Raw genomic sequence first — 12,779 nt, 5'->3', positions numbered from 1 at the left:
TACTTGTTGCACTTGATGGGTACCCGCCGAGCCAAGGGAGATGCTGTGAGCCAGGAACAACTGATCATCATCGGGTCCGGTCCGGCCGGGTATACGGCCGCGATTTACGCCGCCCGGGCCGGCCTCAGCCCACTGGTCCTGGCAGGTTCGGTCACTGCAGGCGGGGCGCTGATGAACACCACTGAGGTGGAGAACTTCCCTGGCTTTCCAGAGGGCATCCAAGGCCCCGAGCTCATGGATGGACTGCAGGCGCAAGCGGAAAAATTCAGCGCCCGGATAGTGTTCGACGACGTCACGTCAGTTTCGTTGGCGGGTCACGTTAAGTCCGTGGTCACCGGGGCGGGGGACACCCACCAGGCTACGGCCGTTATCCTCGCGACCGGCTCGGCGTACAAGGAGCTCGGGTTGCCGGAGGAGAAGAAGCTCAGCGGCCATGGAGTCTCCTGGTGCGCCACGTGCGACGGTTTCTTCTTCCGCGAGCAGGACATCATCGTGGTGGGTGGCGGTGACTCCGCCATGGAGGAAGCGACCTTCCTGACGCGATTCGGAAAGTCCGTGACCGTCGTCGTCCGCAAGGGCGAACTGCGCGCCTCACGCATCATGGCCCAGCGCGCCAAGGACAACCCCAAGATCAGCTTTGCGTGGAACTCCGCCGTGACTGCCATCCATGGCGACACTAAAGTCACCGGTGTGACGCTCACTGACACCCGCACTGGTGAAACCCGCGAGCAGGCAGCCACGGGCATTTTTGTGGCCATTGGACACCTGCCGCGGACGGAGTTGGTGGCCGGGCAAGTGGACCTCGACGCGGAGGGCTACATCAAGGTGGACTCACCCACCACGTGTACCAACCTGTCCGGCGTCTTCGCCTGCGGGGATGCCGTGGACCACCGTTACCGCCAGGCCATCACAGCCGCAGGCACCGGGTGTGCTGCCGCCTTGGATGCCGAGCGCTACCTTGCAGCTTTGGAAGACGCTGACAGTATCGCAACGGCGTTGGTAGAGGAGCCGACGCACTTCTAAGGTGGACGAGTTGGACCGCGTGTTCAGAGCGGGGGAAGGCCGAACTCTCGCCGGAGGTCATCGCCGTTGACCGTGTTGCCTTCATCGATGTCCCTTTGGGCCTGTTCGAGGTCGTTTTTGAGTTCCTCGGCATGTTCCCGGTAGCCGTCGGCCGCGTACACGCCGAGGACGCGTACCTCGGTGGTGAAGAACTCCAGTTCCTCCAAAGCCCTGCGGAGGCGTGCGTCTTCGGGGTGGCCTTCGACGTCGGAAATGAACATGGTGGCGGCAAACTCGTTGCCCACCATGTAGCTTTCCAAACGGGTCATGTTCAGGCCGTTCGTCGCGAAACCGCCCAGGGCCTTGTAAAGGGCCGAGGGTACGTTGCGGACCCGGAACACGAACGTGGTGATGGCCGGGCCGGGTAACTCTTCTTTGGTTGGGAGTGTCCGTTCCCGCGCCAGGACCACGAAGCGCGTGGTGTTGGTGGGATCGTCTTCGACGCCGGACGCCAGCACCTCGAGTCCGTACAGTCCCGCTGCCAACGGGGGAGCCAGGGAGAGTTTCCGGGGATCGTTCCAGTCCCGGACCTCGCGGGCCGAGCCGGCAGTGTCCCCGGCGATGACGGGCTTCAATCCGGCGTCGCGGATGATGCGCCGGCACTGGCCAAGGGCGTGGATGTGGCTGTGGACTTCCGTGGCACCCTCGATGGTGCTGCCCGGAATGCCCAGCAGGTCAAAGCGGATCGGCAGGAAGTATTCGCCAACGATCTGCAGGTTCGACTGCGGGAGCAGGACGTGGATGTCCGCCACACGGCCTGCGATGGAGTTCTCGATGGGGATCATCGCAAGGTCAACAGCCCCGGTGGAGACGAGTTCAAAGGCGTCCTCGAAGCTGGCGCAGGGCACGCTTTCGAGCTCCGGGAACATTTCCTTGCATGCGAGGTCCGAGTTGGCTCCGGGCTCGCCTTGGTACGCGATCTTTTGGGACATGCTGCTCATGGTTTCACGACAGGCATATGGCCGCGCAAAAGCGTCCACCGTATGGCCAGCGCGACCCAACTGGGTCGCAGTTGTGCGCGTTTAGAGCCGTGAAAACGCGCACAAATGCGACCCAGTTGGGCCCGCACGCGGAGCTTAGCCGTTGATGATCTGCGGGACGCCGAGGTGCTTGAGGCCTTCGGCGCCGAACTCCAGGCCGTAGCCGGACTGCTTCGCGCCACCGAAGGGGACGCGGGGGTCCACGGCGCCGTGCTTGTTGATCCAGACCGTTCCGGCCTGGATGCGGGCGGCGACTTCGCGGGCGGCGGCCGGGTCGGAGGACCAGACCGAGGCGCCGAGTCCGACGTCGAGGGCGTTCGCTTTGGCGACGGCCTCATCAACGGTGCTGTACTTGATGATCGGAAGGGCCGGGCCGAACTGTTCTTCGGCGACGAGCGGGTTGTCGTTGTCGATGTCGGCCACGAGGGTGGTGGGGTAGAAGTTGCCGGGCTGGTCGGCATCGGGGTTGCCGCCGAGCAGGATGCGGGCGCCGGAGTCGCGGGCCGCGTCCACCAGGCGGGCGACGATGTCGTACTGCTGGCGGTTCTGCAGCGGCCCCAGGACGTTGTTCTCATCGAGTCCGTTACCCATGGGCATTGCCGCCGCCACAGCGGCCAGTTCGGTGCAGACGGCCTCGTACTGGGATTCGTGGACGTACAGGCGCTTCAGGGCGGCGCACGTCTGGCCGGTGTTGATGAACGCGCCCCAGAACAGGCCCTCGGCGATGGCCTTCGGGTCGGAATCGGGCAGGACGATGCCGGCGTCGTTGCCGCCGAGTTCCAAGGTGAGGCGCTTGACCGTGTCCGCGGAGGAACGGATGATCGCCTTGCCCGTGGCGGTGGAGCCGGTGAACATGACCTTGCCGATCGCCTCGTGTTCTGCCAGCCGGGCGCCGACGTCGCGTCCGCCGGAGACTACGGATACCAGGCCCTCGGGCAGTTCCTGGTTGATGATCGAGATCAGGGCCAGCACGGAGAGCGGCGTGTATTCGGAGGGCTTGACCACCACGGAGTTGCCCATGCGCAGGGCGGGGGCGATCTGCCAGACGGTGATCATCATGGGCCAGTTCCACGGGCCGATCGCGCCGACGACGCCGATGGGCCGGTAGTGCAGCTCGGCGCGGGTTTCGCCGTCGTCCACCACGACTTCGGGTTCCAGCGGGGTGCCGGCGGTGGCGCGGAGCCAGGCGGCGCAGGCGCCGACTTCGAAGCGGGCGTTCGGGCCGTTCAGCGGCTTGCCCTGCTCGCGGGAAAGAAGCTGGGCGAGTTCCTCGGCGGAGCGTTCGACGGCGTCGGCTGCTTTCAGGAGCGCGGCGGACCTGGCGTCGTGGCCCAGCGCAGCCCACGCCGGTTGCGCTGCAGCGGCAGCAGCGATGGCGGCTTCGAGGTCCTCGACGGTGTGGACCGGTGCCTCGCCAACGGTTTCGCCCGTGGCCGGATCGAAGATGGTGCGGCTGTTCTGGCCTGGTGCTGCGGTGATCGAGGCCAGCAGGGCGTCGTAAGTCTCCATTGGTACTCCGCTCAGGTAGTAAGTCGTGGCGGCCGGTAAGGGCGCGTTGCAATGTCTCCAGTGTGGTTGGCGTCACGTCCCGGTACCTTGTCTATGCACGAACGGCCCTTGACGGGAAGCGAACGCTTTAGGCTCACGTGGCTTTCGCTACCTGTCGGTATGCTCCACAATCGACTGTGTGACTCTCGCTTCCCTGGCTGCTTTCGCCGGTCTTTGCCTTGTCCTGTCCGTGACTCCCGGCCCCGACACGTTCCTGGTGCTGCGCATTGCGTTGAACAGGCCTTCAGCTGGAATTGCTGCCGCGGCGGGTTCGGCGGGTGCAGCGATTGTCTGGGCGGCGCTGGTGGGCGTAGGCCTCGCCGCGATCCTGGAGCAATCCGCCGAGCTCTTCCGGTGGATCAAAATTGCCGGTGGCTTGTACCTGCTGTACCTGGGCATCTCGTCGTTCATCAAATCACGCCGCGCTGCGAAGGCGGGCGCTGACGGGTCAGCCGCGGAAGCGGCACTGCCCTACAGCAGGCTTTCTGCGCTGGGTGCCGGCGCGCTCTCCACGCTGCTCAACCCCAAGGTGGGCCTCTTCTACCTTGCCGTGGTCCCGCAGTTCATCCCTCACGGCGGCGACACCATGGGCACGTCCCTGGTCCTGGGTGTCGTGGTGGCCGTCATCGCCTTCGCGTACCTTTCGATGATCGCCGTGGTGGCGTTCAAAGCGATGCGGTGGCTCAAGAAGCCCAAGGTGAGCACCGTCGTCGAACGTACATCCAGCGGAATTATCGCTGGGCTCGGTGTCGGCGTGGTGGCGTCGGGAGCGACGAGCTAGCCGCTAGTTCAGCGAGATACGCAGACGTTCCACGCCCTCGGCACCCTCCGGCACTTGGTCCATCAGCGATGGTTCCTTGGCCAGGCGACCAAGCATGTTTGCCAAATGGTCCCGTTCGGCAGGCTTGTAAGTGACACCGCGAAGGTCCGAAGCCCGGACGACAGAGGCCAAGGTGAGGAAGTCGTCGATGTGTCGTCTACCCAAGGGATCGTTGATGATGGTCAGCGCTCCTGCTTTGCCGATGAGGCTGCCAAGTATCGTGGGTCGGATTACGCGGCCGGAGGCTGACCCGGCTTGAACGGCAACGGTCTCCGAACGGTCGAGCGCTTGCTGGTGCAGCAATTGTGGTTCCACCCGTAACGCCGCGTCGCTTCTCGGCGCGTTCTCCCAGATGGCGCGGGATCATGACGTCTATCACGGCTTCTCCGCGTGTCCATCTATGTTGATAGCCCTCCAGCGATTCCCCTGCTGACTCGAATCCGAGCCGCACGAGGAGTTCGGTGAAGTCGTGGAGCATCGTGGGGAACGCCCGGATATCGAGGGCCATATCCGCGTCCTTCGTTGCCCGCACGCTCGGAGCTCCACGTTCAACGGCGTGCAGGAAGACGGCTTGGCCTCCGACCAGAACCCAACCCTGCGGCATCGCTCTATGGATTTCGAAGACCGCCTGCCATGCTTCCTGCTGTTCGGAGAGCATCGCGGGAAGTTCAATCGGCACGGACGCTCCTGACGATTTCGCGAGCGGCTTGCTGTTCCCGGACGCCGGGCCTTTCGGCCAAGTCTGCTGCGACGACCAGTGGTGGAAGGTCGTTTGGGACCTGCTCGGCGGCCCGCAGGACGACATTGGGCCTCTTTCCGGGCTGGGGCTCAACCAGGAACCAGTCCCTGACGACGTCCTTGAGTTCGTCGCGTCGCACGTAAGCCTCCACTTCTGAGTTGGCCAGTAGTCCGGACCGTGGGTGAGAGACTCCGGAGAGATGGAGGCGTTTGTCTTGGCGAAGTTCCGCTATATCTGCAGGGCTGGAAGAGAACTCGAACCTTTCGGCGCGGTTGGCCAGCCAGGCTGCAAGAAGCTCCAGCGAGCCGGGGGAGTCCTCCAAGCGGCTGATGCGTGCCTTGAGGCGATGTCTCTCGACGGGCGACGGTTCCAAGTACCCAGGGCGGGATTGCCGCGGACTGTCGTCCCAGAAGGATGACATAAGCTGCCAGGCGCTTCGTTCGGAAAGCGGACGGCCGGCAGGCTTGCCGGGGCGATATTGGGCGGCGTCGGCTTCCTCAACGATCCAGCGTCCACCGATCCGCTGTCCGCGTATGCGACCGGAGTGGACGAGATGCCGTGCCCGGCTCTCGTTGACATGGAGGCGATTCGCCAACTCGGGGATACTCAGCGCCATTTCATAATCCTAGCGGTGTCGCCACGAATATGTAATGCCTCAACCTTTTTGGTTTATTACACATTCGTGGCGATTCCGCTATGAATGTGTAATCGAAGGGAGCCGCAGCTGCCTAGGCAGCCAGTAGCGCCAGGTAGTTGTCCAACTGCCCCGCGAGGTCGATCGAGAAATGCTCGGCTGGCGACAGCGCTGCCACAATTTGGGCGCCCAGCATCATGTTGAGCAAGTGATCGGCGACGGCGGCATCCGCGATGGGGGTGGCGATCTCACCTGCTTCCCGGGCTGCGGCCGTGTGGGCTGTGATGGTGGCGTGCCACTGGTTCATCGAGTCGCTGTGCAGGGCCGCCATGTCCGGGTCGTTGAGTGCCTTCTGCCAGAAGGGTATGACGATCCGGGCTTCATTCACCCGCTCCTCGTCCAAGGGGAGCACCTCGGCACAGAAGGCCCGGAGTGCGGGCAGTCCTGACAGCCCTTCGGTGACCAAAGCGATCCGCTGGTTGGTCCGGTTGAACACGTGTCCGAATGCGGACGTAAGCAGCAGGTCCTTGGTAGGGAAGTAGGGCTTCAAGGCCCCGTTGGCGAAGCCTGCCTCTTCGGCGATTTCCCGCATGGTGGCGCCTTCAATGCCCAGTCTGGCGATGATCCGCCAGGTGGCATCAACGAGTTCAAGGCGTCGTTGATCGTGGTCAACAATCTTTGGCACTGAGGGGGCTCCCGGGAAATTTTTAGCGGAAAGGTCTTGTGACCCATCTTACGTTTTGGTTATTCTCTACAACTATAGAAAATAAATCCCGACCTTCCAGAGTCCCGGACCAGAGGCAGCCATGACGCCCACAGCAACTGAAACTTCCACCCAATACGGCCTGGCCACCGGTGAAGAGATCACCACGGTGCGGGGCATCCTGCAGGCTGCCGGGCACCTGGGCGACGGTCACCGGATCGCCTATCTGGGGCTCGTGGATCCCTCGCGCGATGCTTCCCCGGAGGTGGACCGCCGGTTCCGCGTCTTCATCCACGACATCTCCGGCGGCGCTCCCACGGATGTTCTCGTTTCCGCCACCCGCGGAGAGATCCTGTCCGCCGTCGAGCTTGATACCAAAGTCTCCGGCGAACTTCCGGTCCTTGAAGAGGAGTTCGAGGTTGTCGAGACGCTCCTGGCCACCGATGAGCGTTGGCTCGCCGCGCTCGCAGCCCGCGACCTGGACGTGGAAAAGGTCCGCGTGGCTCCGCTGTCCGCCGGTGTCTTCGAATACGAAGAGGAGCGTGGCCGGCGCATCCTCCGCGGGCTGGCATTCGTCCAGGACTTCCCCGAGGACAGTGCCTGGGCACACCCCGTCGACGGCCTGGTTGCCTACGTGGACGTGGTCAACAAGGAGGTCACCCAGGTGATCGACCTTGGCGTTATGCCGATCCCCGCTGAGCACGGAAACTACACCGACCCCGAACTGACCGGGCCGCTCCGCGAGACGCAGAAGCCCATCAGCATCACCCAGCCGGAGGGCCCCAGCTTCACGGTCACGGGTGGCAACCACGTGGAGTGGGAAAAGTGGAGCGTGGACGTCGGTTTCGATGTCCGCGAAGGAGTTGTCCTCCACAACCTTGCCTTCCAGGACGGGGACCGCAAACGGCAAATCATCAACCGCGCCTCGATCGCCGAAATGGTTGTCCCTTACGGTGATCCTTCGCCCATCCGGTCCTGGCAGAACTACTTCGACACCGGCGAATACCTCGTGGGCCAGTACGCCAATTCCCTGGAACTGGGCTGCGACTGCCTGGGGGACATCACCTACCTAAGCCCCGTGATCAGCGACGCCTTCGGCAACCCCCGCGAGATCCGCAACGGCATCTGCATGCACGAGGAAGACTGGGGCATCCTCTCCAAGCACTCGGACCTGTGGACTGGCATCAACTACACCCGTCGCAACCGCCGCCTGGTGATCTCCTTCTTCACCACCATCGGCAACTACGACTACGGCTTCTACTGGTACCTCTACCTGGACGGCACCATCGAGTTCGAAGCAAAGGCCACCGGAATCGTGTTCACGTCTGCCTTCCCGGAGGGCGGCTCGGACAACATCTCCCAGCTCGCACCGGGCTTGGGAGCGCCGTTCCACCAGCACCTCTTCAGCGCCCGCCTGGACATGGCCATCGACGGTTTCACCAACAGGGTTGAAGAAGAAGACGTCGTCCGCCAGGCCATGGGCGAGGGGAACGAGCGCGGCAACGCGTTCTCCCGCAAGCGGGTTCTCCTGGCCAAGGAGTCCGAGGGCGTCCGCGAAGCCGATGCCCGGGCCGGAAGGACCTGGATCATCTCCAACCCTGAATCGAAGAACCGCCTGGGCGAACCCGTCGGCTACAAGCTCCACGCCGAGAACCAGCCCACGCTTCTGGCAGATCCGGGTTCCTCCATTGCCCGCCGCGCAGCCTTCGCCACCAAGGACCTCTGGGTCACCCGCTACGCCGACGAGGAACGCTACCCCACAGGCGACTTCGTGAACCAGCACTCCGGCGGGGCCGGCCTGCCGGCCTATGTTGCCCAGGATCGCGACATCGACGGGCAGGACATCGTTCTCTGGCACACCTTCGGCCTGACCCACTTCCCGCGGGTTGAGGACTGGCCGATCATGCCCGTGGACACCGTCGGCTTCAAGCTGCGCCCCGAGGGCTTCTTCGATCGCAGCCCGGTGCTCGACGTGCCGGCGAACACCTCCGGATCGAGCTGCCACGCCGCCGCCTCGGAAGCCGGTTCTGACGCCGGGCACTGCCACTAGCCATGACCATCTTTGCAGGGCGGGTCCGCGCGGGCGGGCCCGTCCTTCACCCCCGGATCTGTGCGGCACTAACGGCTATCTCCTGCGCCGTGCACCTCTGGCTCGCGGCCTCCGGGCACCATGAGGCGTGGGTCGGCGTCCTCATGATCGCCCTGGCAGCCGTGTGCGTTCCGTGCACCATTCACATCTGGCGCCACAGCCGCGTCGGAGCGCTCCGCCAGGTCATCGGCTCTGCCCTGGCCATGGTTGCCCTGCACGCTGTGCTGCTGCTCGGCGCTGGCGGTGCCGGCCACGCACATGGCGGCAGGCCGTCGTCGGGCGCTATCGATACGAACGGGGCGGCGCAACTCTTGCTGGTGATCGGACTGGAAATCACGACGGCGTTGCTCGCCGCGACGCTGGTAGCCCGGCTACGGCGTCGGGCAGCTGTGCGGTATTGACCCACTTTGCCGCCGGAAGGGCATGAAGACACCCGAAATTGGTTGCAGAAACAGCCCGGGCGGTCGAAAGAAGGTCGTGGAGGTACGCCCACCCGGAAGTTCGGCAGGATATTGCTCCTGGCAGGCAGTTTCCCCGCTTGTTGGACACACCCCGAAGAGTGTTCAGTGGTTGGGTGAATAAAGCTGTCAGTAGTTCGGGCCTCGGCCTGTTCCGGGCAACCGGAATCTATGTAGGTGCCATCCTCGGCTCGGGTGTGCTGGTCCTTCCCGCTATCGCCGCCCAGGTGGCAGGTCCGGCGTCGTTGCTGGCGTGGGCGCTTTTGCTGGTTTTCTGCACGCCGGTAGCGTTCAGCTTCGCCGAAATGTCCAGGCAGCAGCCCGACGCCGGCGGGATCGCGACGTTCGTGACCCGCGCTTTCGGGCGGCGCGCCTCCGTGGTGGCCGGCTACCTCTTCTACTTCGCCATCCCGTTCGGCGCGCCTGCCACGGCGGTGATCGGAGGCGACTACATCGCGCATGCCGTGGGCGGCGGGAGGGAGACGGCCTTGATTGCCGCCGGCGTCATCCTCGCGGCCGGTTTCCTGAGCAACGCCGTGGGCATCCGGGTCTCAAGCAAGTTGCAACTTGGGTTGATGGCCTTGCTGGTGGCGCTCCTTGCCTTGGCCGTCGGGGTTGCGGCGCCCTATGTCAAGGCGGAGAACTTCGTGCCCTTCGCCCCGCACGGCTATTGGGCCGTGGGTGGTGCGGCAAGCCTGCTGTTTTTCTGCTTCGCGGGGTGGGAAGCAGTGACGCATTTGGCGGGCGAATTCCGCAACCCGGAGCGCGACCTGAAACGGGCAACCTGGCTGACCCTCGTCGTCGTGGGCGTAATCTACATCGGCCTGGTGGCGGCGTGCGTCGCTGTCCTTGGTTCGGGTCTGGGAGGCAGCAGCGTCCCTGTTGCGGAACTGCTCGCCAAAGGACTGGGGCCTGCCGCTGCCCCTGTAACTGCTGTGGCCGCCGCGGTGCTGACGTTCGGGCCGCTCAACACTTTTGTTGCCGGCGCCAGCAAACTGGGCGCCCGCCTGGCGTCCGACGGCGTGCTGCCGCGGGCATTGGCGCGTGGCGCTGGGCCGGGTGAGGTCCCCACGGCGAGCCTCGGCGCGCTCGCTGTCATGGCATCTATCTCCTTTGCGCTCGCCGCCGCCGGGTTGTTGAGCATGGAATTCCAGATCGGCGCTGCCTCGGCCTGTTTCACCGCGGTGACGGCGTTTGGATTGGCCGCCGGTGTGGTCCTCCTGCGCCGGGGAACCGCAGCTTGGTACGGGGTAATCGTTGCTGCCGTGGTGATGCTTGTGGTGCTGGTGTTCAGCGGGTGGGCACTCCTGGTCCCGGCCGGGCTGGGGGTGGCGGCGTTGCTCGCTGGGCGCTTGTATTTGAAACCCCCGGTGCCACAATTGACGCATGGCCGCAGCGTGGTCAATTCGTGAAGGGTTCCGCAGCGGGCCGGATCCCGATGCCCTGCGTCGTCCCTTCTTCGTAGCGGCCGTCGCCGTCTTCGCCCTGGTAGTCCTGGCCGAGGTGGGCATGTCGCTGCTCCTGGGCCAGACCGCCGTCGAGCCTGTGTCCGCCGGAGATGCCAACAAACTGGGCGTTCCGCTTGACGTATTCCTCAAGACGCAGAAAGCCGATGCCGATCCTCCGGGTGCGGGCATCGGCTTTCTGGCGTTCCTGGATGGATTGTTGCTGTTCACGGTGGTGATGCTGGGTCTCAGCCTCATGATGGACCTGCGGACGTACGGGCGGGTGCAAGGGATTGCGACGCTGATCGTGACCCTGTTGTGGGTGATCGCGGCGTTCCTGACGGCGATGCTCGCGTTGGCCAAACTCTTCCTGATGATCGGACTGTTCGTGGCCACGCCGTTCGGGACCATTGCGTATCTGGCTCTCTGGGGGAGCTTTCCGAAAGGGCAGGCTGCGGCGATCCTGGGGCTGTTGCTGCTGCTGAAAATCGTGTTCGCCGTGCTGTTGGTGTTGAGCCAGCCGAAGTTCCTGAAGGTCACGGGCTTGGTGGTGCTGCTGGTGATCTCAGTGCTTTTGCAGGTGATCCTCGGGCTGATTCAGGGGTTCCTGCCTGGTCCACTGGTGTCCATAGGGGACCAGTTTTGGGCGTTGGTGACCGTGGTGGTGGCGCTGGTGTGGGCTCTAATCATGCTGATCGGGTCCATTCCCGCGATCATCAATGCGCTGCGGGTCAGTGGGTCTGCGGGGGACTGATCTCCGGGGATTCGCGCGCCGGGTTCGCGGGAAGCCTGCCGGTTCGTGCGGAAGTTTCCTCACGAATGCGCAGCTTTCCCGCGGTTTCGCGGCAGAGCTAGAGCGAAACCCGGGTCAGCTTGTCCGGATTCGAGACCTGCCGCAACCCGCAGATGCTGCCGTCAGGGCCGTCGTCGAGCACTAAAACGTCGGCACGCCCCTGGTGCCTGAGCACCAGCGCCGGTTCGCCGTTGATGTCGATGACGTCCGCGGAAACCGGCCGCAAGGGGTCGACGGCGGCTGCCTTGCCTAGGATTCCGACGAAGAACCGTGCGATCCTTGCTGCACCAAACAGCGGGTTCATGGCACTCTTGACCTTGCCTCCGCCGTCTGCCCACAGCACAGCATCCCGGTCCAGCATGGCCACGACCGTTTCGATCTCGCCGTTCTCAATGGCAAGCACCAACTTCTCCAAGGCGGCGCGGTCCTTGGTCCTGGGGGCAGGCGCGTCGGGGTCGATGTCCAGGCGGCGTTCGGAGCGCGAAATCATCTGGCGCACCGCGGCTGGGGTCTTCTGGAGGATCTCCCCGATTTCCGGGGCGGACATCCCGAAAGCGCGGTGCAGCACCAGGGCCGCCCGCGCCTCGGGCGCTAATTGCTCGGCAAGGTGTAGCAAGGTCAAGGACAACAGCTCACGGTTGGCCAGTGCTTCCTCCGGAAGCGCCGCCGTGTCAACCGGTTCGGGCAGCCAGGGCCCGGTGTAGTCCTCCCGGATGGCAGCAAGTTGCCGCACCCGGTCCACGGAGCGCCGAACGCACACCGTGGTCAGCCAGGCCGGCCAGGAGTCAACGCTGGAACGCCGTTCCTGCCGGACAGCGTCCATCGCGACTTCCGACACCACATCTTCGGCATGCCCGAAATCGCCCAGCATCCGGTAAGCGATGCCCAGGAGGCGGTTCCGTTCGCTTTGCCACGCCGCCGTGGCCGAGACTGCAAGCGTCATGCTGCCCACGTTACCGTTCAGACCAGCGGGTTCTTCTCGTCCAGTGGTGGCTCCATCTGCGTGCTGATGGCGATCCGGTTCCACACATTGATGGTGGAGATGGCCAGGATCAGGGCGCCCATCTGGCCGTCGTCGAAGTGCGTGGCTGCGGCGTTCCAGATCTCGTCGGTGACGGTATCCGGACCGAGCTGGGTGACGGCGTCCGTGAGAGCCAGCACGGCTTGTTCCCGCGCGTCGAAGAACACTTTGGAGTGCTGCCAGGCTGCGACGGCATGCAGCTTCCGGGATGGGATTCCGCGTTTCCGGCCGTCCGTGGCGTGCATGTCCACGCAGAAACCGCAGCCGTTCAGGATGGACGCGCGGAGCTTGATGAGCTCGTACAGTTCGGGGTCAACCGACTTGCGGGCGTAGCCTTCCAGCCCAATGACGGCTGCGTAGCCGAGCTTGTTGCTGCGGCCCATGTTGATGCGTGGCATCGTGTCTCCTCTTCCGATGGTTCCTTACATCAGGGATGTCGGAACGGACGCGGGAAGTGTGACAGCCGCCCAACTGGGTCGCAGTTAAG

At 64.4% G+C, this 12,779-nt stretch carries 13 protein-coding genes; 6 read left to right on the top strand and 7 right to left on the bottom strand.

Annotated elements, in window-relative coordinates:
- Positions 1 to 45 precede the first annotated feature (45 nt).
- Positions 46 to 1,023 carry a thioredoxin-disulfide reductase gene (trxB, locus tag ACPFL9_RS18175; protein WP_426004343.1) on the top strand — a complete coding sequence of 326 codons (978 nt, stop codon included), beginning with the start codon at positions 46 to 48 and terminating at the stop codon, positions 1,021 to 1,023.
- A 23-nt stretch (positions 1,024 to 1,046) separates the two neighbouring features.
- Here the strand turns inward: trxB and ACPFL9_RS18170 are convergent, their stop codons facing one another.
- The gene (locus tag ACPFL9_RS18170; RefSeq protein WP_426007608.1) at positions 1,047 to 1,994 is read right to left on the bottom strand and encodes a prephenate dehydratase; all 948 of its coding nucleotides are present in this window, start codon (positions 1,992 to 1,994) and stop codon (positions 1,047 to 1,049) included.
- Positions 1,995 to 2,138: 144 nt separating this feature from the next.
- A complete protein-coding gene (locus ACPFL9_RS18165; RefSeq protein WP_426004342.1) occupies positions 2,139 to 3,551 on the bottom strand; it encodes an aldehyde dehydrogenase family protein in 1,413 nt (470 codons plus the stop codon).
- A gap of 178 nt (positions 3,552 to 3,729) precedes the next feature.
- Between ACPFL9_RS18165 and ACPFL9_RS18160 the strand changes: the two genes are divergently transcribed.
- Complete coding sequence (locus ACPFL9_RS18160) at positions 3,730 to 4,371, top strand: LysE family translocator (RefSeq protein ID WP_426004341.1); 642 nt, start codon at positions 3,730 to 3,732, stop codon at positions 4,369 to 4,371.
- 3 nt (positions 4,372 to 4,374) lie between these two features.
- Here ACPFL9_RS18160 and ACPFL9_RS18155 read toward each other — a convergent pair whose 3' ends face one another.
- The 3 genes from ACPFL9_RS18155 to ACPFL9_RS18145 form a co-directional block, all read right to left on the bottom strand.
- Positions 4,375 to 4,713, bottom strand: a complete 339-nt coding sequence (locus tag ACPFL9_RS18155; protein WP_426004339.1) for a hypothetical protein — start codon at positions 4,711 to 4,713, stop codon at positions 4,375 to 4,377.
- A gap of 365 nt (positions 4,714 to 5,078) precedes the next feature.
- Complete coding sequence (locus tag ACPFL9_RS18150; RefSeq protein WP_426004338.1) at positions 5,079 to 5,765, bottom strand: helix-turn-helix domain-containing protein; 687 nt, start codon at positions 5,763 to 5,765, stop codon at positions 5,079 to 5,081.
- Between the two features lie 112 nt (positions 5,766 to 5,877).
- Positions 5,878 to 6,468 (bottom strand): TetR/AcrR family transcriptional regulator, encoded by a 591-nt coding sequence (locus ACPFL9_RS18145; RefSeq protein ID WP_426004336.1) that lies wholly within the window; start codon positions 6,466 to 6,468, stop codon positions 5,878 to 5,880.
- A gap of 121 nt (positions 6,469 to 6,589) precedes the next feature.
- Here ACPFL9_RS18145 and ACPFL9_RS18140 point away from each other — a divergent pair, with 121 nt between their 5' ends.
- The 4 genes from ACPFL9_RS18140 to ACPFL9_RS18125 all read left to right on the top strand — a co-directional run bounded on the left by ACPFL9_RS18140 (position 6,590) and on the right by ACPFL9_RS18125 (position 11,232).
- A complete protein-coding gene (locus ACPFL9_RS18140; protein ID WP_426004335.1) occupies positions 6,590 to 8,536 on the top strand; it encodes a primary-amine oxidase in 1,947 nt (648 codons plus the stop codon).
- Positions 8,537 to 8,538: 2 nt separating this feature from the next.
- A complete protein-coding gene (locus ACPFL9_RS18135; RefSeq protein WP_426004334.1) occupies positions 8,539 to 8,976 on the top strand; it encodes a hypothetical protein in 438 nt (145 codons plus the stop codon).
- A 173-nt stretch (positions 8,977 to 9,149) separates the two neighbouring features.
- On the top strand, positions 9,150 to 10,445 hold the full coding sequence (locus tag ACPFL9_RS18130) for an APC family permease (RefSeq protein ID WP_426004333.1): 1,296 nt from the start codon (positions 9,150 to 9,152) through the stop codon (positions 10,443 to 10,445).
- Positions 10,420 to 11,232, top strand: coding sequence for a hypothetical protein (locus tag ACPFL9_RS18125; protein WP_426004332.1), 813 nt, complete (start codon positions 10,420 to 10,422; stop codon positions 11,230 to 11,232). The genes ACPFL9_RS18130 and ACPFL9_RS18125 overlap by 26 nt, the downstream gene beginning before the upstream one ends.
- Before the next feature lie 97 nt (positions 11,233 to 11,329).
- Here ACPFL9_RS18125 and ACPFL9_RS18120 read toward each other — a convergent pair whose 3' ends face one another.
- A complete protein-coding gene (locus ACPFL9_RS18120) occupies positions 11,330 to 12,214 on the bottom strand; it encodes a sigma-70 family RNA polymerase sigma factor (RefSeq protein ID WP_426004331.1) in 885 nt (294 codons plus the stop codon).
- A gap of 17 nt (positions 12,215 to 12,231) precedes the next feature.
- Positions 12,232 to 12,690, bottom strand: a complete 459-nt coding sequence (locus tag ACPFL9_RS18115) for a carboxymuconolactone decarboxylase family protein (RefSeq protein WP_426004329.1) — start codon at positions 12,688 to 12,690, stop codon at positions 12,232 to 12,234.
- Positions 12,691 to 12,779: the final 89 nt, after the last annotated feature.

The organism is Paenarthrobacter sp. NyZ202, from assembly GCF_049860755.1.
Lineage (GTDB): Bacteria > Actinomycetota > Actinomycetes > Actinomycetales > Micrococcaceae > Arthrobacter.
This window is presented reverse-complemented; position numbering and strand designations above follow the sequence as displayed.